This window comes from Streptomyces sp. JL2001, from assembly GCF_050917515.1.
GTDB lineage: Bacteria > Actinomycetota > Actinomycetes > Streptomycetales > Streptomycetaceae > Streptomyces.
Map to the genome: position 1 here is coordinate 6,089,722 of NZ_CP169421.1, position 22,943 is coordinate 6,112,664.

General features: G+C 73.4%; 17 protein-coding genes. 12 read left to right on the forward strand and 5 right to left on the reverse strand.

The genetic code is table 11. The annotated features are described in order from the left end of the window. The first annotated feature begins 886 nt into the window (after positions 1-886). Complete coding sequence (locus tag ACE1OA_RS27205) at positions 887-1,714, forward strand: tetratricopeptide repeat protein (protein WP_432754100.1); 828 nt, start codon at positions 887-889, stop codon at positions 1,712-1,714. A 350-nt stretch (positions 1,715-2,064) separates the two neighbouring features. Here the strand turns inward: ACE1OA_RS27205 and ACE1OA_RS27210 are convergent, their stop codons facing one another. Further along, positions 2,065-3,351, reverse strand: a complete 1,287-nt coding sequence (locus ACE1OA_RS27210; RefSeq protein ID WP_356780249.1) for a DUF1015 domain-containing protein — start codon at positions 3,349-3,351, stop codon at positions 2,065-2,067. Between the two features lie 84 nt (positions 3,352-3,435). Here ACE1OA_RS27210 and ACE1OA_RS27215 point away from each other — a divergent pair, with 84 nt between their 5' ends. After that, positions 3,436-4,479, forward strand: coding sequence for an HAD-IIA family hydrolase (locus ACE1OA_RS27215; protein ID WP_432753520.1), 1,044 nt, complete (start codon positions 3,436-3,438; stop codon positions 4,477-4,479). 206 nt (positions 4,480-4,685) lie between these two features. After that, the gene (locus tag ACE1OA_RS27220) at positions 4,686-5,540 is read left to right on the forward strand and encodes an ABC transporter ATP-binding protein (RefSeq protein WP_356609889.1); all 855 of its coding nucleotides are present in this window, start codon (positions 4,686-4,688) and stop codon (positions 5,538-5,540) included. Between the two features lie 156 nt (positions 5,541-5,696). Here ACE1OA_RS27220 and ACE1OA_RS27225 read toward each other — a convergent pair whose 3' ends face one another. Further along, positions 5,697-6,044, reverse strand: a complete 348-nt coding sequence (locus ACE1OA_RS27225) for an SCP2 sterol-binding domain-containing protein (RefSeq protein ID WP_356609887.1) — start codon at positions 6,042-6,044, stop codon at positions 5,697-5,699. 222 nt (positions 6,045-6,266) lie between these two features. Between ACE1OA_RS27225 and ACE1OA_RS27230 the strand changes: the two genes are divergently transcribed. From ACE1OA_RS27230 to ACE1OA_RS27255, 6 genes are all read left to right on the forward strand, one after another. Further along, on the forward strand, positions 6,267-6,557 hold the full coding sequence (locus ACE1OA_RS27230) for a hypothetical protein (protein WP_356780251.1): 291 nt from the start codon (positions 6,267-6,269) through the stop codon (positions 6,555-6,557). 7 nt (positions 6,558-6,564) lie between these two features. Beyond that, on the forward strand, positions 6,565-7,380 hold the full coding sequence (locus ACE1OA_RS27235; protein ID WP_356609885.1) for a TlyA family RNA methyltransferase: 816 nt from the start codon (positions 6,565-6,567) through the stop codon (positions 7,378-7,380). Beyond that, positions 7,377-8,294, forward strand: coding sequence for an NAD kinase (locus ACE1OA_RS27240; RefSeq protein WP_147977362.1), 918 nt, complete (start codon positions 7,377-7,379; stop codon positions 8,292-8,294). The genes ACE1OA_RS27235 and ACE1OA_RS27240 overlap by 4 nt, the downstream gene beginning before the upstream one ends. Positions 8,295-8,492: 198 nt before the next feature. Next, positions 8,493-10,220, forward strand: a complete 1,728-nt coding sequence (recN, locus tag ACE1OA_RS27245) for a DNA repair protein RecN (RefSeq protein WP_356609900.1) — start codon at positions 8,493-8,495, stop codon at positions 10,218-10,220. Between the two features lie 291 nt (positions 10,221-10,511). Then, on the forward strand, positions 10,512-11,258 hold the full coding sequence (locus ACE1OA_RS27250; RefSeq protein ID WP_384870350.1) for a hypothetical protein: 747 nt from the start codon (positions 10,512-10,514) through the stop codon (positions 11,256-11,258). 90 nt (positions 11,259-11,348) lie between these two features. Then, positions 11,349-12,428: a glycosyltransferase family 4 protein gene (locus ACE1OA_RS27255; protein ID WP_356609751.1), complete on the forward strand. Its 1,080-nt coding sequence runs from the start codon at positions 11,349-11,351 to the stop codon at positions 12,426-12,428. Between the two features lie 129 nt (positions 12,429-12,557). On the opposite strand, the gene ACE1OA_RS27260 is transcribed toward ACE1OA_RS27255, so the two are convergent. Further along, positions 12,558-14,204, reverse strand: coding sequence for a PucR family transcriptional regulator (locus ACE1OA_RS27260; protein ID WP_356780243.1), 1,647 nt, complete (start codon positions 14,202-14,204; stop codon positions 12,558-12,560). A 161-nt stretch (positions 14,205-14,365) separates the two neighbouring features. Here ACE1OA_RS27260 and ACE1OA_RS27265 point away from each other — a divergent pair, with 161 nt between their 5' ends. Together ACE1OA_RS27265 and ACE1OA_RS27270 are read left to right on the forward strand one after the other, a co-directional pair. After that, positions 14,366-15,880 (forward strand): APC family permease, encoded by a 1,515-nt coding sequence (locus ACE1OA_RS27265; protein WP_432753521.1) that lies wholly within the window; start codon positions 14,366-14,368, stop codon positions 15,878-15,880. Positions 15,881-15,903: 23 nt separating this feature from the next. Beyond that, on the forward strand, positions 15,904-17,550 hold the full coding sequence (locus ACE1OA_RS27270; protein WP_384870344.1) for a flavin monoamine oxidase family protein: 1,647 nt from the start codon (positions 15,904-15,906) through the stop codon (positions 17,548-17,550). A gap of 3 nt (positions 17,551-17,553) precedes the next feature. Here ACE1OA_RS27270 and ACE1OA_RS27275 read toward each other — a convergent pair whose 3' ends face one another. Both ACE1OA_RS27275 and ACE1OA_RS27280 read right to left on the reverse strand, forming a co-directional pair. Beyond that, entirely contained in the window at positions 17,554-18,942 is a 1,389-nt protein-coding gene (locus ACE1OA_RS27275; RefSeq protein ID WP_432753522.1) for an FAD-binding protein, read from the reverse strand. A gap of 68 nt (positions 18,943-19,010) precedes the next feature. Continuing rightward, positions 19,011-20,813, reverse strand: a complete 1,803-nt coding sequence (locus ACE1OA_RS27280; RefSeq protein ID WP_384870342.1) for a glycoside hydrolase family 15 protein — start codon at positions 20,811-20,813, stop codon at positions 19,011-19,013. A gap of 416 nt (positions 20,814-21,229) precedes the next feature. On the opposite strand from ACE1OA_RS27280, the gene ACE1OA_RS27285 reads away from it, so the two are divergent. Further along, on the forward strand, positions 21,230-22,879 hold the full coding sequence (locus tag ACE1OA_RS27285) for a CTP synthase (protein WP_356609763.1): 1,650 nt from the start codon (positions 21,230-21,232) through the stop codon (positions 22,877-22,879). Positions 22,880-22,943 lie beyond the last annotated feature (64 nt).

A 22,943-nucleotide genomic window follows, 5' to 3' on the forward strand; every position in this document is an offset into this window, starting at 1 on the left:
TCGTGATGACAACCGCGGTGGCGGCGGCGGTTTCCGCCGCGATGACAACCGCGGTGGCGGCAGCGGGGGCGGTTTCCGCCGCGATGACCGTCCGTCGTTCCCCCGTGACGACCGTCGTGACGAGCGTCCGTCGTTCCGTCGTGACGAGCGCCGTGACGACAACCGCGGCGGTTTCCGCCGCGATGACCGTCCGTCGTTCCCCCGCGATGACCGCCGTGACGACAGCCGTGGTGGCGGCTTCCGCCGTGACGACCGTCGTGACGACAGCCGTGGCGGTGGCTTCCGCCGTGACGACCGTCCCCGTGACGACCGTCGTGACGAGCGTCCGTCGTTCCGCCGTGACGAGCGCCGTGACGACAACCGCGGCGGCTTCCGCCGCGATGACCGTCCGTCGTTCCCCCGCGATGACCGCCGTGACGACAGCCGTGGTGGCGGCTTCCGCCGTGACGACCGTCGTGACGACAGCCGTGGTGGCGGCTTCCGCCGTGACGACCGTCGTGACGACCGCCCGTCGTTCCGTCGGGACGACCGTCCCCGTGACGACCGCCGTGACGACCGCCCGTCCTTCCGCCGTGACGACCGTCCCCGTGACGACCGCCGTGACGACCGCCCGTCCTTCCGCCGTGACGACCGTCCCCGCGATGACCGCCGCGACGACAACCGCGGCGGTGGCTTCCGCCGCGACGACCGTCCCCGTGACGACCGCCGTGACGACCGCCCGCGCGGTCCCCGTCGTGATGACAGCCGTGGTGGTGGCTTCCGCGGGCGCGACGACCGTCGCGACGACAGCCGTGGCGGCGGCTACCGCGGGCGCGACGATCGGGGTGGCTACGGGCGTCGGGACGACCGCGACCGGGACCGTCCGGAGCGCGCGCCCATCAAGCGGCTGCCGATCCCCGCGGAGGTCACCGGTGAGGAGATCGACCAGGACGTGCGGCAGGAGCTGCTGAGCCTGCCCAAGGGCCTTGCCGAGGACGTCGCCCGCAACCTCGTCATGGTCGCCAACCTGATCGACGAGGACCCTGAGCAGGCGTACGAGTACTCCCGCATCGCCCTGCGGCTCGCGTCTCGTGTCGCCGCCGTCCGCGAGGCCGCCGGCTTCGCCGCCTACGCGACGCAGAAGTACTCCGAGGCGCTGGCCGAGTTCCGGGCCGCGCGGCGGATGTCCGGCAGTGTCGAGCTGTGGCCCGTCATGGCCGACTGCGAGCGCGGCATGGGCCGCCCCGAGCGGGCGCTGGCGATGGCCGGCGAGCCCGAGGTGCAGAAGCTGGACAAGGCCGGGCAGGTCGAGATGCGGCTGGTGGCCGCCGGTGCCCGCCGGGACATGGGGCAGCTCGACGCCGCCATCGTGACCCTGCAGAGCTCCGAGCTCGCCTCCAGCGCCGTGCACCCGTGGACCGCGCGGTTGCGGTACGCCTACGCCGACGCGCTGCTCGCGGCCGGGCGTGAGAACGAGGCGCGCGAGTGGTTCGCCAAGGCGCTGGAGTCCGACAAGGACGGTGCCACGGACGCCTCCGACCGCCTCGCCGAGATGGACGGCGTCGAGTTCGTCGACGCCATCGACGAGCTGGACGCGTCCGACGACATCATCGGGACCGACGACCTCGACGAGGAGGTCATCGAGGTCCTGGCCGACGAGCGCGACGCCGACGACCAGGACGACGAGCGCGACGCCGACGACGACCGTGAGGACGACGCGGACCGCAGGAGCTGATGTCGTGTGACGAAGGGCGGCACCCCCGAGGGGGTGCCGCCCTTCGTCGTGTCCGGGACCGTGTCCGGCGTGCAGGGGGCCACCCGCTGACGTGGTTCGGCCCCGGGCCCCACCCGCCCGGGAACGACCCCCCTCCGGCGGTCACATTCCTCCGTCGCTGCCGAGCGTGCGGCGCCGGCACTGGTGGAAGCCGTGATCCAGCCGTCCAGGGACGGCGAGAGGGCCTCCGACGAGCTGTAGTTGGCGGACGCGTCGGCCAACGCGCAGGAGGCGAGATCGCCCCCGGCCCGGCGGCACGCCGCCGCGCTCGACGTGTTCCGGGCGGCCCCCCGGCACCTCCCGGGACGACCTCAGTCCAGGGCCAGGCTTCTGAGGACCAGTCCCGTCGCCGGCTTGGGGCCGAAGGAGGTCGACTTGCGGGGCATGGTGACGCCCTGCCGTGCCAGGTCCCGTACGACCTCCTCGCGGACCGGGTGCATGAGCACCGCCGTGCCCCCGCGCCGCTCGGCCTGGGCGACGGCCGCCTCGGTGTCGTGGATGTAGCTGATGTCCTCGGGGGCGTCCGGGATGCGCCAGACCTGGTCCAGGAGCGTGGCGTGCAGCACCGTGGCGTCCAGGGTCCGCCAGGCTTCGGGACGGTCGGTGCGGACCGTCCGGGCGAGCAGTTCGGGCGCCGGCCGGTCGACGAGATGGAAGGCGCCGTCGCCCGCGAGCAGGAATGCGTTGCCGTCGGCCGCGGCGGCGGCCAGGGACTCAACGGCGGTGGACAGCGGCCCCTCGACCCGCCGGACCCGGAAGTCGTCGCCGAGGGCGGCCAGCGCGTCGGCGACCGGAAGGCGGTTGAGGAGGCGGTGGATGGCGCGGACCCGCAGCGGGTACCGCGCCGTGTCGATGAGGAGGACGAGGCCGTAGTTCCACGGGCTGGGGGAGACGTGCTCCTCGCGCAGCCGCAGGTACGTGGCCCAGCGGTGGTGGCCGTCGGCGATCAGGGCCTGGTGACCGGCGAGGCCCGCTGAGACCGCCGCCAGCTCGGCAGGGTCGGTGATGGACCAGAGGCGGTGGCTGAAGCCGTCCTCGGTGGTCGTGGCGAGCAGGGGCTCGCCGCGGACGGTCCGCTCGATGACGTCGGCGGCCGCGTCGCCGTTGCCGCGGTACGTGAGGAGGAGCGGCTCCAGGTTGGCGGCCGTGGTCCGCATCAGCGCGGCCCGGTCCTCGACGACGTGCGGCATGACGTCCTCGTGCGGGAGCACGAGGCCCTTGTCCGGGGTGGACAGCTCCAGGACGCCGATGACACCGCGCTGGAGGATGCCGTCGCCGCTCTGCTCGTACACGTAGAGCGCGGGTTCGGGGTCCGGGGCCAGGACGCCGTCGGCGAGCCAGCGGTCCAGGGTGACGGCGGCCTTGCGGTGACGGGTGCCCGCGGTGATGGCCTGCGGAAGGATCAGCCGGACGATGTTGTGCGGATCGGCCGACTCCAGGTGGTGCAGTCCGTCGGGCCGCACCACGACGTCGTACGGCGGGGAGGTCACGGCGGCCAGGCTGCCGACCCGTTCGGGCACGTAGCGGAGCCCCCGGAACGGGAGGAGACGCAGACCGTCGGCGCGGACGTCATCGGCCGCGGGACCTGAGGTGTTCATTACGCAATCGTAAGTGCGAGGTGGCAATGAGCGATGATCGGGGGCGGCGGGGTACCAGCGCGGTGATGTGAGGAGTACGAGGTCATGGGTGACGTCGGCGGGGTTCGGCAGGGCAGGCAGCGGACGGGCGGCAGCGCGCGGGCGCTGAGCGAGGCGTACGACACGGCTCTGCTGGATCTGGACGGGGTGGTGTACGCGGGCGGGGAGGCCATCCCGTACGCGGTCGAGGCGCTGGGCGCGGCGCGGACCGGCGGGATGCATCTGGCGTATGTCACCAACAACGCGCTGCGGACGCCGGACGCCGTGGCGGCGCACCTGACCGACCTGGGCGTGCCCGCCGTGGGCGCGGACGTCATCACGTCGGCGCAGGCGGTGGCCCGGCTGATCGCCGACGAGGTGCCGGCGGGCTCGCGGGTGCTGGTGATCGGCGGGGAGGGGCTGCGGGTGGCGCTGCGCGAGCGCGGCCTGGAGCCGGTGGAGTCGGCGGACGACGATCCGGCGGCGGTGGTGCAGGGCTACGGCGGTCCGGAGCTGCCGTGGGGGCGGTTCGCGGAGGCGAGCTACGCCGTGGCGCGTGGCGTGCCGTGGTACGCCTCGAACACGGACCTGACGATTCCCGGGGCGCGCGGGATCGGGCCGGGCAACGGGGCGGCGGTGGAGGTCGTGCGGATCGCCACCGGGGCCGAGCCGAAGGTGGCGGGCAAGCCCCTGCCGCCCATGCACCGCGAGACGGTGCTGCGGACCGGAGCGGAGCGCCCGCTCGTGGTGGGGGACCGGCTGGACACCGACATCGAGGGCGCGTTCAACGGCGGCGTGGACTCCCTGCTGGTGCTGACCGGGGTGACGGACGTGGCCCAGCTGCTCGCGGCGGTGCCCGAGCACCGACCGACGTACGTCGACGCCGACCTGCGCGGGCTGCTGACCGGGCAGCCCGAGGTCGACGCGGGCGGGGACGGGTTCGTGTGCGGGGGCTGGACGGCCTCGGTGAGCGGCGGAGCGCTCGTCCTGGAGGGCGGCGGTGACGCGCTGGACGGCGTACGGGCGCTGTGCGCGGCGGCCTGGACGGAGGCGGGTGCGGGAGCGTGCGGCCTGGACGCGGAGAAGGCGCTGGAGCGGCTGGAACTCTGAGCGGGATGCCCGAGCGCCCTTCCCTTCCGGTACATGCGGAGGGGGAGGGGCGCACACGCATCCGGCCGAAAATCGGAGGGTAGGCTAACCTAACCACGCTGGTGGTGGGCGCGACCGGGAACGCGGCGGCTGGAACGCCGGAACGCCGAGAGCACCACCGGGAACACCGCCGAGAAGAAGCCGAGAAGAACGTCGGGAGTACGGGCATGAACGGTCAGCCTCAGCGGCTCAGCGCGGACGCGGTCACCCTCGCGTACGACCGGCGGACCATCGCCCGCGACCTGTCCGTGGCGATCCCCGACAACTCCTTCACGGTCATCGTCGGCCCCAACGCCTGCGGCAAGTCGACGCTGCTGCGCGCCCTGTCCCGGATGCTCAAGCCGTCCGAAGGACGGGTCCTGCTCGACGGCCAGTCCATCCACTCCCTGCCGGCCAAGAAGGTCGCCAAGACCCTCGGCCTGCTTCCCCAGTCGTCCGTCGCGCCCGACGGCATCACGGTCGCCGACCTGGTCGGCCGCGGGCGCTACCCGCACCAGGGCCTGCTCCGGCAGTGGTCCGCGGAGGACCAGCGGGTCGTCGGGGAGGCGATGGCGGCGACCGGCGTCGCCGAGCTGGCCGACCGGTACGTCGACGAGCTCTCCGGCGGTCAGCGCCAGCGCGTGTGGATCGCGATGGCGCTCGCCCAGCAGACCCCGCTGCTCCTGCTCGACGAGCCGACGACCTTCCTCGACATCCAGCACCAGATCGACATCCTCGACCTGTGCGCCGAGCTGCACGAGTCCCAGGGCCGGACCCTCGTCGCCGTGCTGCACGACCTGAACCAGGCCGCCCGGTACGCCACCCACCTCATCGCCGTCCGCGACGGCGAGGTGGTGGCCGAGGGACCGCCGTCGGAGGTCGTGACGGCCGACCTCGTCGAACGGGTCTTCGGGCTGCGCTGCCAGGTCATCGAGGACCCGGAGACGGGCACGCCGCTGGTCGTTCCGGCGGGCCGCAAGGCCCGTGCCCGGCAGCCCGAGCCGGCCGTCGCGCGGGTGCCGGAACCGGCGCTGCGGAAGTGACGGCCACCGAGGTCGGTCGGCGAGCAGCGGCCGGTCCCTCGGGTTCGTGACAGCCGGCGCCGTCGGCTCCTCGTGGACGTGCGGGTGGGCCGGCCCCGGCCCCCGTGCGCTGTCCCGGTGCCGCGGAAGCGGCGGCGGCCACCGGAGCGACTGCGGCTACAGGAGCGACCGCAGCCGCAGGAGATCGCGGAAGCCCGCCTCCAGCTTGACCCGGCCCGAGGCCCACGCCTTCGCGAAGTTCAGCTCACCGGCGACCATCGCCACGAGGTCGTCCCCCGTCATGGCCAGCCGGATCTGCGCCTTGGAACGCGGCGGGCCCGCCACCGTGTCCTGGACCTCGATGCGGCCGTCCGCGAGACGGCCGGTGAAAGTCGTGTCCAGGTCCGTGATGTGGCAGCTCAGGGTGCGGTCGAACGCGGCCGCGCCGCGCACCTCGCCGTCCGCCCGCGCCAGGTTGTCCGAAAGTCTGTCGAGCGCGCTGCGGCACTCCGTGATCGTCGCCATCGCGCTCGACGGTACCGCAGGGCTTCGCGATAGCGTCGGGGCATGAGCGACGTGACGCCGGACCCGGAGGGCAGCGGAACCGGCCTGGAGGACACCGGGCAGGTCTCCGGGAACGCCGGGCAGGCCCCCGGCGACACCGGGCAGGGTCCCGGCGACACCGGGCAGGTCCTTGAGAACGCCGGACAGGCCCCCGGCGACACCGGTACCGGTCGGGATCGTCCCGTGCCCGCCGGCGCGGAGGCGGGCCCCGGCGAGGAGCCGGCCGGTCCCGGAGGGGACGCGGCCTTCGAGCCAGCCGCCCCCGCGCCCCTCGGGGTGGTGCGCGTGCCCACCGGACACCCGCGGGTCGACCCCCTCCTCGACCGGCTCGGGGACGCCGACCACCTCGCGGCGGACGGACACCTGGAGGTGTACGAGGATGTACACCGTGGGCTGCGCGACGAGCTGACCTCGCTCGACGCCGTCCGCCCGGGGCCCGGCCCCGCACCCGACCCGTACAACCACAGGAGCTGAACCGAACGTGGCAGGAGTGGCACGCCGCCGTCTCGACGCCGAGCTGGTACGCCGCAAGCTCGCGCGCTCGCGCGAGCACGCCGGCCAGCTGATCGCCGCCGGGCGGGTGACCGTCGGCAAGACCGTCGCGACCAAGCCCGCCACCCAGGTCGAGACCGCGGCGGCCATCGTCGTCGCCAAGGACGACAACGATCCCGACTACGTCTCTCGCGGGGGCCACAAGCTGGCCGGCGCTTTCGCCGCCTTCGTGCCCCTGGGACTGGCGATCGAGGGCCGGCGGGCCCTCGACGCCGGCGCCTCGACCGGCGGGTTCACCGACGTCCTGCTGCGTGCGGGCGCGGCCGAGGTCGTCGCCGTGGACGTCGGCTACGGCCAGCTCGCCTGGTCGCTGCAGAGCGATGAACGCGTCATCGTGAAGGACCGTACTAACGTTCGCGAGTTGACGCTCGACCTGATCGACGGAAAGCCCGTCGACCTGGTCGTGGGTGACCTCTCCTTCATCCCGCTCGGCCTCGTCCTGCCCGCGCTGGCCGGCTGCACCGCTCCGGACGCCGACCTCGTCCTGATGGTGAAGCCCCAGTTCGAGGTGGGCAAGGAGCGGCTCGGCACCGGCGGTGTCGTGCGCAGCTCCGAGCTTCGGGCCGACGCCGTACGGAACGTGGCGCGGCAGGCGGCCGGGCTGGGACTCGGGGTCCTGGGGGTCACGGCCAGCCCGCTGCCCGGCCCTTCGGGCAACGTCGAGTACTTTCTGTGGCTGCGGGCAGGGGCGCCCGCTCTGGATCCGGCGGATGTCGACCGCGCCGTGGCGGAAGGACCTCGTTGAGCTCAGCGACCGCACCATCTGACACTCGTACCGTCTTCCTGCTCGCACACACAGGCCGCCCGGCCGCTGTGCGCAGCGCCGAACTCGTCGTCCTCGGACTGCTGCGCAGCGGGATCGGCGTCCGCGTCCTGGAGGCGGAGGCCGCCGACCTGCCGCTGCCGCCGTCCGTGGAGTCGGTCCCGGAGGCGTGCTCCGACGCCCTGGAGGGCTGCGAACTGCTCGTCGTGCTCGGAGGGGACGGCACGCTGCTGCGCGGCGCCGAGTTCTCCCGGGCTTCCGGCGTACCGATGCTCGGCGTCAACCTGGGCCGGGTCGGCTTCCTGGCCGAGGCCGAACGCGACGACCTCGACAAGGTCGTGGACCGCGTCGTCACCAAGGCGTACGAGGTCGAGGAGCGGATGACCCTCGACGTCGTCGTGTACGAGAACGGCGACGTGCTGCACCGTGACTGGGCGCTCAACGAGGCGGCCGTGCAGAAGGTCTCGCCGGAGCGGATGCTGGAGGTCGTGTTCGCGATCGACGGACGGCCGGTGACCGGGTTCGGCTGCGACGGCGTGATCTGCGCGACGCCGACCGGCTCGACGGCGTACGCGTTCTCGGCGGGCGGCCCGGTGATCTGGCCCGAGGTCGAGGCGCTCCTGATGGTCCCGATCGGGGCGCACGCGCTCTTCGCGAAGCCCCTGGTGACGACGCCGGAGTCGGTGCTCGCCGTTGAGGTCGAGCCGCACACCCCGCACGGCGTGCTGTGGTGCGACGGGCGGCGGACCGTGGAACTCCCGGCCGGGGCCCGGGTGGAGGTCCGGCGGGGAGCCGTGCCGGTACGGCTCGCGCGCCTGCACCACGCGTCGTTCACGGACCGGCTGGTGGCGAAGTTCGCCCTGCCGGTCTCGGGCTGGCGGGGCGCACCGCACTAGGTCCTGTCCGGGGGGTCCGGGGCGGGTTTTCGGCGCCGGTCGGCGGGCCGGCCGGGGCGGCTCCCTGCCGGGCCCGGCGCCCGTCCCCACTCCCACGGGTGACAGTCACGCCTTTGACCTGCGGATTCGCCGTGTTCCGGCAGGGTCCGTCGCACAGCGGGGCCCGGACCTCGTAAGGTCTTCCCCGTGTTGGAGGAGATGCGGATACGGTCGCTCGGGGTCATCGACGACGCGGTCGTCGAGCTGTCGCCCGGTTTCACCGCGGTGACGGGCGAGACCGGTGCGGGCAAGACCATGGTCGTGACCAGCCTGGGGCTGCTGCTCGGCGGGCGTGCCGACCCTGCCCTGGTGCGGATCGGCGCGGCGTCCGCCGTCGTCGAGGGGCGGATCAGCGTGCCCGCGGGCGCGGCCGCCGCCGTACGGGCCGCGGAGGCGGGCGCCGAGCTGGACGACGGTGTGCTGCTCGTCAGCCGGACCGTCTCGGCCGAGGGGCGCTCACGGGCCCACCTCGGCGGGCGCTCCGTGCCCGTCGGCCTGCTCGCCGAGCTCGCCGACGAACTCGTCGCCGTGCACGGCCAGACCGACCAGCAGGGCCTGCTCAAGCCGGCCCGGCAGCGTGGCGCCCTCGACCGGTACGCGGGCGACGCCGTCGCCGTACCGCTGGCCGCGTACGGAGAGGCGTACCGGCGGCTGCGCGCCGTAGCCACCGAACTCGACGAGATCACCACCCGCGCGCGCGAACGCGCCCAGGAGGCCGATCTGCTGCGTTTCGGCCTCGCCGAGATCGAGGCCGTCGAGCCGCGCGCCGGCGAGGACGTCGAACTGGCCGCCGAGGCCGAGCGGCTCGGGCACGCCGAGGCCCTCGCCTCCGCCGCCGCCCTCGCGCACGGCGCGCTGGCCGGCAATCCGGAGGACCCCGAGGGCGTGGACGCGACGACCCTGGTCGCGGGTGCGGGGCGCGCGCTGGAGGCCGTACGGTCGCACGACCCGGCGCTCGCCGGGCTCGCGGACCGCATGGGCGAGATCTCCATCCTGCTGTCCGACGTGGCGGGGGAGCTCGCCGGATACGCCGACGACCTGGACGCCGACCCCCGGCGGCTCGCCGCCGTTGAGGAGCGCCGTGCGGCGCTGACCCAGCTCACCCGCAAGTACGGCGCCGACGTCGCCGGTGTACTGGCCTGGGCGGAGGAGAGCGCCGGCCGGCTCACCGAGCTGGACGGCGACGACGAGCGCATCGGCGAGCTGACGGCCGAACGCGACGAGCTGCGCACCGGCCTGTCGGCGCTCGCGCAGGCCCTCACCGACGCCCGTACGGAGGCGGCGGCGCGGTTCGCCGAGGCCGTCACCGCCGAACTCGCCTCGCTCGCCATGCCGCACGCGCGGGTGTCCTTCGACATCCGTCAGACGGAGACCACCGACGAGGCCGCGGGCGTGGAGGTCGGCGGACGGTCCGTGCTGTACGGGCCCTCCGGCGCCGACGAGGTCGAGCTGCTGCTCGCCCCGCACCCGGGTGCCCCGCCGCGGCCGATCGCCAAGGGCGCCTCCGGGGGCGAGCTGTCGCGCGTCATGCTCGCGGTCGAGGTCGTCTTCGCGGGCACCGACCCGGTACCGACGTACCTCTTCGACGAGGTCGACGCGGGTGTCGGCGGCAAGGCGGCCGTCGAGATCGGCCGCCGTCTCGCCAAGCTCGCCAAGTCGGCGCAGGTCGTCGTCGTCACCCACCTCCCGCAGGTCGCGGCCTTCGCCGACCGGCAGCTGCTGGTGGAGAAGACGAACGACGGGTCCGTGACCCGCTCCGGCGTGACCGTGCTGGAGGGCGAGGACCGGGTGCGCGAGCTGTCCCGGATGCTCGCCGGCCAGGAGGACTCCGAGACGGCGCGGGCGCACGCGGAGGAACTGCTCGCGACGGCCCGGGCCGACGGCTGACGGCTCCGACCGGCCGGCGGTCCCCGGGGCGCCGGCCGAGACGGCCTCTCAGGGCTGTCCCGGGCTTTCTCGTGCGCCCGCCGGGGATGACGGGCCGGCCCTTGGGCGTGTCGCGAAAGTCCCGCCTGCCTCGCGACGCCTGGCACGCACGCTCGCTGCGTTGTCGGGATCGTCCGAGTACGCCCAGTACGAGGGCGACCCTCCGCCTTGCGATCGCACGCACCAGACGCCGCGAGGCCCGCCCTTCGGGCGGACGCCGGTACTTTCGCAACACGCCCTAGGCTGGCCCGCATGATCGGGAGACTGGCCGGGACGGCCGTGTCGTTCGGTGTGGCGGCCGGGGTGACCCGCGCCGTGTACGCCGGACTGCGCCGGCGGCGTCCGGACGAGCGGCTGCGGCGGACCAATCACGCGGGGCGGAGCGTCGACCTGTACGCCGGGCCCGCGGCCGCCCTCGGCGTGGCGGCGGGGGCGCTCGGGGCGGGGAACGGGCCGGTCGCCTTCGCCGTGCTGGCAGCCGGCGCCTGCGGGGCCTACGACGACGTGGTGGGCGCCGGTGACGGGCGGCGCGGATTCCGGGCGCACCTCGGGGCGCTGCGGGATCGCGAGGTGACCAGCGGGGCCGTGAAGCTGGTCGGGATCGGTGCCGCCGGGCTGGCCGCCGGGGCGCTGCTGAAGGAGCGGCCGGTCGACCGGCTCCTGGCGGGCGTCGTGATCGCGGGGACGGCCCATCTCGTCAACCTCGTGGACGTGGCGCCCGGGCGGGCCTCGCTCGCCGTGCTCGGGATCGCGGCACCGGGGCTGCTGCGGGGCACGCTCGCCGCCGCCCCGGTGGGCGCAGCGCTCGCCGTGCTCGGGGACGACCTCGGCGAGCGCACCATGCTGGGCGACACCGGCGCGCACGCCCTGGGCGCGGCCGTCGGCGGTGCGATCGCGGCCGGGAACGGACGTTTCGGACTGGCCGTCCACGCGGCCGGGCTGGTCGCCGCCGCGGCGTGCGGGGACCGGATCAGCGAGCTGGTGCGCTCACCCGTGTGAGTGATACCGGCGGGGGAGTTGGGACGCGACGGACGGGAACGAGGCGACTTCGGTGCCGGAACGTGCGTGCGGGCTGGCATCCTTGGGCGTGTGACACAGCTCCGTACGGTCCAAGTGCTGGGCGGCGGCAGCGCGGGCAGCAGCGCTCACGTCCGATCACTTGCCGCGGGGCTCGTGGCGAGGGGCGTACGCGTGACCGTGTGCGCCCCGGTCGAACTCGACCGCGCCTACGACTTCATCGGCGCCGGCGCGCACTTCGTGCCGGTGCCGCGCCGCAACGACCCCGCGACGGTCGCCGTGCTGCGCAACGCGTGCGTCGGCGCGGACGTCGTGCACGCGCACGGGCTGCACGCCTCGGTCCGGGCGACGCTGGCGCTGTCCGGGGCGCGGACGCCGTCGCTCGTGACGACCTGGCACACCCGCAACCACGTGGACGGCGCGCGCGGCGGGCTGCTGCGGCTGCTCGAACGCAGGACGGCGCGGACGGCCGCCGTCGTGCTCGGCACCTCTTCGGAGCTGGTGGACCGGGCACGCCGGCGCGGGGCGCGCGACGCCCGGCTCGCACCGGTGACCGTGCCCGCCTCCCACGCGCCGGTCTGCCTGCACGACGGCAAGGCGCGGGCGGAACTGGGCTCGGTGGACCGCCCGTTGCTGATGGCGGTCGGCGCGCTGGTGCCCGAGCGGGGGTACGGGATGCTGCTGGACGCGGCGCGGGAGTGGCGGGACCTCGACCCGCAGCCGCTGCTGGTCATCGCGGGCGAGGGACGTGAACGGGCCCTGCTGCAGCGGCGGATCGAGGTCGAAGGGCTCGCGGTCCGGCTGATCGGCCGCCGCGACGACGTGGCGGAGCTGCTGGCGGCGGCGGACGTCGCGGTGCTTCCGTCGCGCTGGGAGGCCCGGTCCCTGCTGGCGCAGGAGGCGCTCCGGCTGGGCGTCCCCCTGGTCGCGACGGCGGTGGGCGGTGTGCCCGAACTGGTCGGTGACGCGGCGGAGCTGGTCCCGTGGGGCGACGCGCGGGCGCTCGCGGAGGCGGTGCGCCGCCTGCTGCAGGACGTGGACCGCCGGATGGACCTGGCGGCGGCGGGGCGGGTCCAGGCGGGCACGTGGCCCACGGAGGACGAGACGATCGCCCACGTCCTGAGCGTGTACGACGAGCTCACGGGCCGGTAGGCGGCGGCGGGCCGTGCCCGCCACCCGTCCGCGTCACGCCACCCGTCCGCGTCCCGCCCCCCGTCCGAGCCACCCCAGGCGCCCGCCCCGCGCCCGCCCCGCCCCCGGCGCCCCCCGGCGCCCGTCCCGTCACGTCGTGTGCCGCCGCGCCCGCAGGGCCAGGGAGAGGGCCAGGACCGTCTGCGGGTCGTCCAGGTCCGTGCCCAGCAGCTCGGAGATGCGGGCCAGGCGGTTGTAGAGCGTCTGGCGGTTGAGGTGGAGCTCCCGGGCGGTCTCCGCCTTCCGTCCCGCGTGCGCCAGATAGGTCTCCAGGGTGGGCAGCAGCGGCGGGCGCGAGGTGCGGTCGTGGTCCCGCAGCGGACCGATCGCGCGGTCCACGAAGGCCGCCAGGTCCGGGTGGTCCCGCAGCCGCCACAGCAGCAGGTCGATGTCCAGCCGCCGCGCGTCGTACCAGGGCCGGTCCGTCAGCCCCTGCGCCGCGGTCGCGGTCTCCCCGGCGTGCCGCAGCGAGGCCGACGCGGCCGCCCAGCCGCCCGCGACGCCGACCACGACGACCGGGGGCTGCGCCCCGGCCCGTCCCGGACCCCCTCCCGCGGGGGCGCCCAGGCCCGCCCGCTCGACACCCGCCCTGAGCGCCGCCGCCACCCGGTCGGCCACCGCCGCGCGCTCGGACTCCGACCGCAGGCCGAGCAGCAGCGGCACCCGGCCCTCCACCGGGCGCACGCCCAGCAGGACCGGCACGCCGACCGAGGACAGCTCCTCCAGGACCGCGCGGGCGAGGAGAGCCCAGTTCCCCGACGGGGACAGCTCCGACGCCAGCCGCATCACCACCGGGAGCAGCGGACCGTCCCCCGGCTTGAAGCCGAGGACCCGGGCCTGGGCGGGCGCGTCCTCCGGGGTGATCCGGCCCTCCGCGAGATCCGTCAGGAAGTCGCCCCGGCCCCGGGCCGCCAGCTCCTCCTCCTGCCGCGCCTGCATGAGCACGACCGCCAGGATGCCCGCCGCCCGCTCGGCCGCCATGCGGTGGACGGGGGACAGGGGAGCGGAGACCGCCAGCAGCACCAGGCGGGCACGGACCGAACCCGTACCCGGACCGCCGCCCGGCACGTCGACGAGCACCGCGCCGGCCGGCGGCCCGGACTCGCGTGCCGCCCGCTGACCGCGCAGCCCGTCCCACACCTGCAGGGGGTCCGCCGGGGCGGACTCGGCGCCCGCCGCGTAGAGCAGCTGACCGTCCGGGGTCTCCAGGAAGACCGGATTGGCCGTGAAGTCGGCCAGGATCCGCAGCACCTGCGGCACGCCGCCACCGCCGAGCAGCGCCTCCGTGCACTGCCGGTGCACCTCCTCCGCCTGCCGCAGCAGCGCGTAGTGCCCGTTGACGATCTCGGTGTGGATCTCCTCGGTGACGGTGACGAAGGGCACCTCGCGGTGCAGCTGCACGAGCGGCAGGTTCGCGGACCGTGCCGCCTCCACGATCGCCGAGGGCAGCCGCGAGAAGCGCGGTCCCAGCTCCACCACCAGCGCGGCGATTCCCCGGTCCGCGAGCCGGCGGACGAACGCGCGCTGCTCCGCCGGGCGGGTGCCCAGACCCAGTCCGGTCGTCAGCAGCAGTTCACCGCCCTTGAGCAGCGACGCGATGTTCGGCACCTCGCCCGCGTGCACCCAGCGCACCCGCCGGTGCAGCCGGTCGGCACCCACGACGACCTCCGGGAGCCCGCTGCGGAGTCCGGGCAGCTCCAGCGCCCGCTGCACGGTGATCCCGCCCTGATTGTCCATGGGCCCGGACGCTACCTCCGCCGGTGTCGCGGCAACATCACCCGGCGGTCACAGGGCCGGACGGTTGGGCCATCGGGGCGACAACTCGTCGCCCCTGAACGGCATTTGCGCGACCGCTTGTCGATTGTGGCGTACATCACCCGGGAGGATGCTCTCCCGCCATGGCAGAGAACCCCACCCCAGCGGTGCAGCGGCTCAAGGCGAACTCGGTCGGCCTCGTCGGCGTCGTGTTCATGGCCGTCGCGACCGCCGCCCCGATCACGGCGATGACCGGCAACCTCCCCATCGCCGTCGGCTTCGGCAACGGCACCGGCGCGCCCGCCGGCTACCTCTTCGCGACGGTCGTCCTGACCGTCTTCTCGGTCGGCTACGTCGCCATGGCGAAGCGGATCACCGCCGCCGGAGCCTTCTACGGCTACATCTCGCACGGCCTCGGCCGGATCGCGGGCATGGCCTCCGGCATGCTCGCGGTCCTCGCGTACGTGGTCTTCGAGGCCTCGATCGTCGGTGTGTTCGCCTACTTCACCCGGACCACGGTCGCCGACCAGCTCGGCGTGGACCTGCCGTGGATCGTCTACGCGGCGGCGATGCTCGCGGTCACGGGCGTCCTGGCGCACTTCGACATCAACCTCACGGCCAAGGCGCTCGGCGTGATGCTCGTCGCCGAGATCGCGGTGCTCTTCGCCGTCGCCACCGCCGTCCTGATCGCCGGCGGCGGACCGGACGGCATCCCCTTCGAGCCCGTCGACCCGAGGAACGCGTTCACCGGCGCCTCCGCCGGCCTCGGCCTCTTCTTCGCCTTCTGGTCGTGGGTGGGCTTCGAGTCGACCGCGATGTACGGCGAGGAGTCCCGCGACCCCAAGCGGGTCATCCCGCGCGCCACCCTCGTCTCCGTCGTCGGCGTCGGCCTCTTCTACATCTACGTATCCTGGATGACGATCGCCGGAAACGGCCTCACCGGCTCGGTGGAACTCTCCTCCTCCAGCTCGCCCCTCGACCTCTTCCTCGCCCCCACGCGGTCCTTCATCGGCGCCTGGGCCGTCGACGCCTTCCAGTGGCTGCTGCTCACCGGCTCGTTCGCCTGCGGCATGGCCTTCCACCAGTGCGCCTCGCGCTACCTCTACGCCATCGGCCGCGAGGGCTTCCTGCACCCGGCCCTCGGCCGCACCCACGCACGGCACGGCTCCCCGTACGTCGCCTCCTACGTCCAGAGCGCCATCGCCGTCGTCCTGGTCGGCGCCTTCTGGCTCACCGGCCAGGACCCCTACATCCACCTCTACACCCTGCTCGCGATCCTCGGCACGATGGCCATCCTCATCGTCCAGACGCTGTGCTCCTTCGCGGTCATCGGGTACTTCCGCAGGAACCACCCCGAGGACCGGCACTGGTTCAGGACCCTCACCGCCCCGCTGCTCGGCGGCATCGGGATGATCGCCGTCGTCGTCCTGCTGATCATGAACATGGAGACCGCGGCGGGTCTGGCCGCCGACTCGCTCTTCTTCGAGGCGATCCCGTGGATCGTCGGGGCGGTCTTCTTCGGGGGCCTCGCCCTCGGCCTCCACCTCAAGCACCGGCGCCCCGAGCGCTACGAGATCATCGGCCGGATCGTCCTGGAGGACGCGGCCGAGCGCACCGACGACGACAGTCCCGCGCCCGCGCCCGTACCCCAGAGCTGACCCCACCTCCCCAGGAGCGCCCCATGGCACGCACGAATCCGATGCACCTCCTGAACCGCCTCGCCGCCGAACACGCCGACGCCCGACGGCTCGGTCTCCCCGTCGCCGAACTCCGCGACATGCGGTCCGACCCGCTCGGCCGCCGCTCCCTGCTGAAGTACGCCGCCGCGGCGGGCATCGCCGCCGGCACGGCCGCGGCAGCGTCCCGGCCCGCGCCCGCACGGGCCGCCACCCCCGCGCCCGGAGCCGGGGACACGGCCCGGATCGCGGTCGTCGGCGCCGGGATCTCCGGCCTCACCGCCGCCCTCACCCTCCAGGACGCCGGTCTGCGCCCGGTGCTCTACGAGGCCAACCCCGCGCGCGTCGGCGGCCGGATGTGGACCCAGCGCACCCACTGGGCGTACGGGCAGACCTCGGAGATCGGGGGCGAACTGATCGACACCGGCCACAAGAAGATCCTGGAGCTCTGCCGCCGCTTCGACCTGCCCGTGGAGGACTTCCTCGGCGGCGGCCCCAACGGAGCCGAGGAGGTCCTCTGGTTCGACGGCGCGTACTACCCCCGGGCCCGGGCCGACGAGGACTTCAAGGCCGTCCACCAGGCCCTGCGACGCGACCTGTCCGAAGCGGGGGAGGTCCGGTGGAACCGGACGACGCCCGCCGGCACCGCCCTCGACGACATGTCGATACACACGTGGATCGAGTCCCGGGTCCCCGGCGGTCACGACTCGCCACTGGGTCGATTCATCGACGTGGCCTACAACGTCGAGTACGGCGCCGACACCACCGAGCAGTCCTCGCTCGCCCTGGTCCTGCTGATGGGCTATCAGACCAATCCCGGCCACTTCAACGTCTGGGGCCTGTCCGACGAGCGGTACCACGTCGTCGGCGGCAACGACCGGCTCCCGAACGCCGTCGCCGGGGCGCTCGCCCCCGGCACCCTGCGCCAGGGATGGTCCCTGACCGCCGTACGGGCCGAGACGGACGGCACCCAGACGCTGACCTTCACCGAAGCCGGCGCCACCCGGACCGTCACGGCCGACCACACGATCCTGTGCCTGCCCCTGCCGGTCCTCCAGCGCCTCGACCTCACCCGGGCCGGGTTCGACCCGCTCATGCGGAACCTCCTGCGGGACGCGCGGATGGGCTACTGCACCAAGCTCAACATGCAGTTCGCCACCCGCCCCTGGCGTGGCGCCGGCCCCTGGCCCGGCGTCTCGGCGGGCGACTGCTTCACCGACACCGAGGTCCAGCAGACCTGGGACACCACCAAGATCCAGGGCGGTACCGGCGGCATCCTGCTCCAGTACGGCGGCGGCGCCCTCGCCCGGTCGCTCACCCCCGCCGCGCCGTTCTCCACCGAGTCCGACCCGTACGTGCGCAGCCTCGTGACCCGCCGTCTCCAGGGCGTCGACGCCTTCTTCCCCGGCACGTCGAAGGCGTACACGGGCCGCGCGCAGCTCTCCGCCTGGCACCACGATCCGTACGCGCTCGGCGCGTACTCCTGCTGGCCGGTCGGCTACCTGCACCGGTACGCGGGGTACGAGGGAACCGCCCAGGGCCGGATCCACATCGGCGGCGAACACTGCAGCTACGACTTCCAGGGCTTCATGGAAGGCGGCGCCACGGAGGGCGAGCGGGCGGCCCGGGAGGTGATCGACGCGCTGCGGTGAAGCTCAGCCGGCCGGCGCGATGTTGTGGTTGAAGCGGAACACGTTCTCCGGGTCGTACTCGGCCTTCACCGCCGCGAGCCGCCGGTAGTTCTCGGCGCCGAAGCCGGAGACGACCCGCTGCTCGCCCTCGGATCCGATGAAGTTCAGGTACACGGCCCCGGTCGACCAGGGCCTCGCGTCGGCCCGCACGTCGCGGACCCAGCGGACCGCGCGCTCGTCGTCCGCCGGGTCCTCCCACACCCCGAAGGGATGAACGGCCCAGGGCGCGTCGCGCCACGGCACGGGGTAGTCCGCCGGGCCCCGGGCGACCTGCCCGCCCATCGGGAACAGCACGTGCTGGGTTCCCGAGGGCACGATCATGTCGTCGGAACGGGCGCAGAAGGCCGCCACGGCCTCGTCGGGCAGGCCGGCCAGGTACTCGGCGGACCAGTAGTTCCGCATGCCCGGCGGGTCGTCGAGCATGCACTGGAAGTCGGCGTACGGGACGTCCATGACGACCTCCGCCAGCGGCCCCAGTGCGAACAGCGGCGCGGCGAAGGCACGGGCCTCGGACACCGGCCCCGCCCAGGTCACCAGCGCCCCGGCGACCAGACCGCCCACCAGCTCCTCCGGCATGAAGGGCTCGGGTGGCGCGGTGAGGTAGATGGCGCCGCCGCCGGCCTCGTCCGGCGCGTCGGCGAGCAGGTCACGGTAGGCGCGGACCACCTCGGGCCCGGCGTCGCGGTCGAAGAACAGCAGGACGATGCTGAACTCCGGCAGCGGGTGCACCCGGAGGGTCAGCGAGGTCACCACCCCGAAGTTGCCGCCACCGCCGTGCAGCGCCCAGTACAGCTCGGAGTTTCGCTCCGCGTCGGCGTGCACGTGCTTGCCCTCGGCCGTGATCAGCTCCGCGCCCAGCAGGTTGTCGCAGGCGAGCCCGAACTTCCGCTCCAGCCAGCCCGATCCGCCGCCCAGCGTGAACCCGCCGACGCCGGTCGTGGACGCCCGCCCGCCGGTCACCGCGACGTGGAACGGCTGGCACGCCCGGTCCAGGTGGCTCATCGTGGAGCCGCCGCCGAGCCGTACGGTCATGTTCTCCGGATCGGCGACGACCGTGTGCATCCGGCGCAGGTCGACCACGAGACCGCCGTCGTTGAGCGCCAGGCCGGCGACGCTGTGCCCGCCGCCGCGCACGGCGATGGGGAGCCCGGCCTCGCGGCCGAAGAGGACCGCGTTGGAGACGTCGTCCTGGGTCTCGCACTGGGCGATCACGGCGGGCCGCCGGTCGATCATCCCGTTGAAGACGATCCGGGCCTCGTCGTATCCGGGATCGCCCGGTACGAACACGTCTCCTGCCAGATCCTCGCGGAGTCCGGCGAGGGCGCTGTCGGGGACGGTGGTGTGGGGAGCCATGGGATGCCCCCCTTTCGCTGGGGGGACAGGACACCTTCATCGTAGGTCGGTGGCCGGTCCCCCGCCCCTCAGCCTCCGTACGCCCCGCTCGCCGTCAGCCGCAGCGCCGTGTCGATCAGCGGCACGTGGCTGAAGGCCTGCGGGAAGTTGCCCACCTGCCGCTGGAGCCGCGGGTCCCACTCCTCCGCGAGCAGGCCGAGGTCGTTGCGGAGCGACAGGAGCCGCTCGAACAGCCGGCGCGCCTCGTCCACCCGCCCGATCATCGCCAGGTCGTCGGCGAGCCAGAAGGAGCACGCGAGGAAGGCGCCCTCGTCGCCCTCCAGCCCGTCGACCCCGGCCTCCTCGCCGGCCGTCGGGTAGCGCAGCACGAAGCCGTCCTCGGTGGACAGCTCCCGCTGGATCGCCTCGATCGTGCCGATGACCCGCTTGTCGTCCGGCGGCAGGAAGCCCATCTGCGGGATCAGCAGCAGCGAGGCGTCCAGTTCCTTCGAGCCGTAGGACTGGGTGAAGGTGTTCCGCTCCTTGTCGTAGCCCTTCTCGCAGACGTCGCGGTGGATGTCGTCGCGCAGCTCCCGCCAGCGCTCCAGCGGGCCGTCCGCGTCCCCGGACTCGATCAGCTTGATGGTGCGGTCCACCGCCACCCAGGCCATCACCTTGGAGTGCACGAAGTGGCGGCGCGGGCCGCGCACCTCCCAGATGCCCTCGTCGGGCTGGTCCCAGTGCGTCTCCAGGTACTTGATCAGCTTGAGCTGGAGCAGCGAGGCGTAGTCGTTGCGCGACAGGCCCGTCATGTGGGCCAGGTGCAGGGCCTCGGTGACCTCGCCGTACACGTCGAGCTGGAGCTGGTTGGCCGCGCCGTTGCCGACCCGGACCGGGCCGGAGTTCTCGTACCCGGGCAGCCAGTCCAGCTCCGCCTCGCCGAGCTCGCGCTCGCCCGCGATGCCGTACATGATCTGCAGGTTCTCCGGGTCGCCGGCGACCGCGCGCAGCAGCCAGTCCCGCCAGGCACGGGCCTCCTCGCGGTAGCCGGTGCGCAGCATCGAGGAGAGGGTGATCGCCGCGTCACGGAGCCAGGTGTAGCGGTAGTCCCAGTTCCGTACGCCGCCGATCTCCTCCGGCAGGGAGGTGGTCGGCGCGGCGACGATGCCGCCGGTGGGCGCGTACGTCAGGGCCTTCAGCGTGATCAGCGAGCGGACGACGGCCTCGCGGTAGGGGCCGTGGTACGTGCAGTGCTCGACCCACTCCCGCCAGAAGTCCTCGGTCGCCTCCAGCGAGCCCTCCGGGTCCGGCAGGGCGGGCGGCTCCCGGTGCGAAGGCTGCCAGCTGATCGTGAAGGTGATCCGGTCGCCCGGCGAGACGGTGAAGTCCGAGTACGTCGTCAGGTCCTCGCCGTGGGTCTCGGCGTCGGTGTCCAGCCATACCGAGTCCGGTCCCGCGACGGCGACGGTGCGGTCCCCGACCTTGTGGACCCAGGGCACGACCCGGCCGTAGCTGAAGCGCATCCGCAGCGCGGAGCGCATATGGACCCGGCCCGACACGCCTTCCACGATCCGGATCAGCTGCGGCGCGCCGTCACGCGGCGGCATGAAGTCGGTGACCCGGACCGTGCCCTGCGGGGTGTCCCATTCGGACTCCAGTACGAGCGAGTCGCCGCGGTAGCGCCGCCGGTCGGCCGGCGGCGGGGTGGAGCCGTCGGGGCCCGCCGGGCCGACCCGCCAGAACCCGTGTTCCTCGGTACCGAGGAGTCCCGCGAAGACGGCATGCGAGTCGAAGCGTGGCAGGCAGAGCCAGTCGACACTGCCGTCCCGGCAGACCAGCGCTGCGGTCTGCATGTCTCCGATGAGTGCGTAATCCTCGATGCGCCCGGCCACGTGCAATCTCCAGTCGAACGGCCACGTCCGCCCCGCGGGGCGCTTACTACAAGTCAGCGGTCAACTGATCGTTGACGATCGGCAGCGAGTGTCCGAGCAGGATACGACGCACCCCCTGGGGCTGCAGTGTCGCCTGTGTAACGCGGGTACTCCTTTCGGGCGAGGAGGGCTTGACGCCGCGATTCCCGCGGCGTGGCGCGTGCGCCGGAGGGCGTGTCGCCGTCCGTGTGCACCCGACTGCCCCGTGTGGCCGGAAGCGGTCTCCCGATGTCGCTGATACCCTGGTACCCCGTGGACCGGTGGGAAACGGCGAGAGCCGAGACCCCCGAAACCGCAGCGACGGCACCCCCCGATTCTCCCGGAGGGCACGCCGGAACGCACCTCCAGAACGCGACCACGGGAGCCCCCTCTTGGCGATGCCGCCCAAAACCACGACGACCAAGCACATCTTCGTCACCGGGGGTGTCGCCTCCTCCCTCGGCAAGGGCCTGACCGCCTCCAGCCTGGGTGCGCTCCTCAAGGCGCGGGGCCTGCGGGTCACGATGCAGAAGCTCGACCCGTACCTGAACGTCGACCCCGGCACGATGAACCCGTTCCAGCACGGTGAGGTCTTCGTCACGAACGACGGCGCCGAGACGGACCTGGACATCGGCCACTACGAGCGCTTCCTCGACGTCGACCTCGACGGCTCGGCCAACGTCACCACCGGCCAGGTCTACTCGCAGGTGATCGCCAAGGAGCGGCGCGGCGAGTACCTCGGCGACACCGTGCAGGTCATCCCGCACATCACCAACGAGATCAAGTCCCGGATCCGCCGCATGGCGACCGAGGACGTCGACGTGGTCATCACCGAGGTCGGCGGCACGGTCGGCGACATCGAGTCGCTGCCGTTCCTGGAGACCGTCCGGCAGGTCCGCCACGAGGTCGGCCGCGACAACGTCTTCGTCGTCCACATCTCGCTGCTGCCGTACATCGGCCCCTCCGGCGAGCTGAAGACCAAGCCGACCCAGCACTCGGTCGCGGCCCTGCGCAACATCGGCATCCAGCCCGACGCGATCGTGCTGCGCGCCGACCGCGAGGTCCCCACCGCCATCAAGCGCAAGATCTCGCTGATGTGCGACGTGGACGAGGCCGCCGTCGTCGCCGCGATCGACGCCAAGTCGATCTACGACATCCCGAAGGTGCTGCACACCGAGGGCCTGGACGCCTACGTCGTGCGCAAGCTCGACCTGCCGTTCCGCGACGTGGACTGGTCCACCTGGGACGACCTGCTGGACCGCGTCCACAACCCGGAGCACGAGGTCACCGTCGCGCTCGTCGGCAAGTACATCGACCTGCCCGACGCCTACCTGTCGATCACCGAGGCCATGCGCGCCGGCGGCTTCGCCAACAAGGCGCGGGTCAAGGTGAAGTGGGTCACCTCCGACGAGTGCAAGACCGCCGCGGGCGCGAAGAAGCAGCTCGGCGACGTCGACGCGATCCTGATCCCCGGCGGCTTCGGCGACCGCGGTGTCAACGGCAAGATCGGCGCGATCCAGTACGCCCGTGAGAACAAGGTGCCGCTGCTCGGCATCTGCCTGGGCCTCCAGTGCATCGTGATCGAGGCCGCCCGGAACCTGGCCGACATCCCCGACGCCAACTCCACCGAGTTCGACGCCGCGACCGCCCACCCGGTCATCTCGACCATGGAGGAGCAGCTCGCGTACGTCGAGGGCGCCGGCGACCTGGGCGGAACGATGCGCCTGGGCCTGTACCCGGCGAAGCTCGCCGAGGGCTCGATCGTCCGCGAGGTCTACGACGACCAGCCGTACGTCGAGGAGCGCCACCGTCACCGCTACGAGGTGAACAACGCCTACCGCGCGGAGCTGGAGAAGAAGGCGGGCCTCGTCTTCTCGGGCACGTCCCCGGACAACAAGCTCGTCGAGTACGTCGAGTACCCGCGCGAGGTGCACCCCTACCTGGTCGCCACCCAGGCCCACCCGGAGCTGCGCTCGCGTCCGACGCGTCCGCACCCGCTGTTCGCGGGCCTGGTCAAGGCCGCCGTCGAGCGCAAGACGGGCAAGTAGTCACAGGAGTTAACGTTGCCGGGGTACGGGTCCTGCCGGGACCGGTACCCCGGTTTTCGTGTGT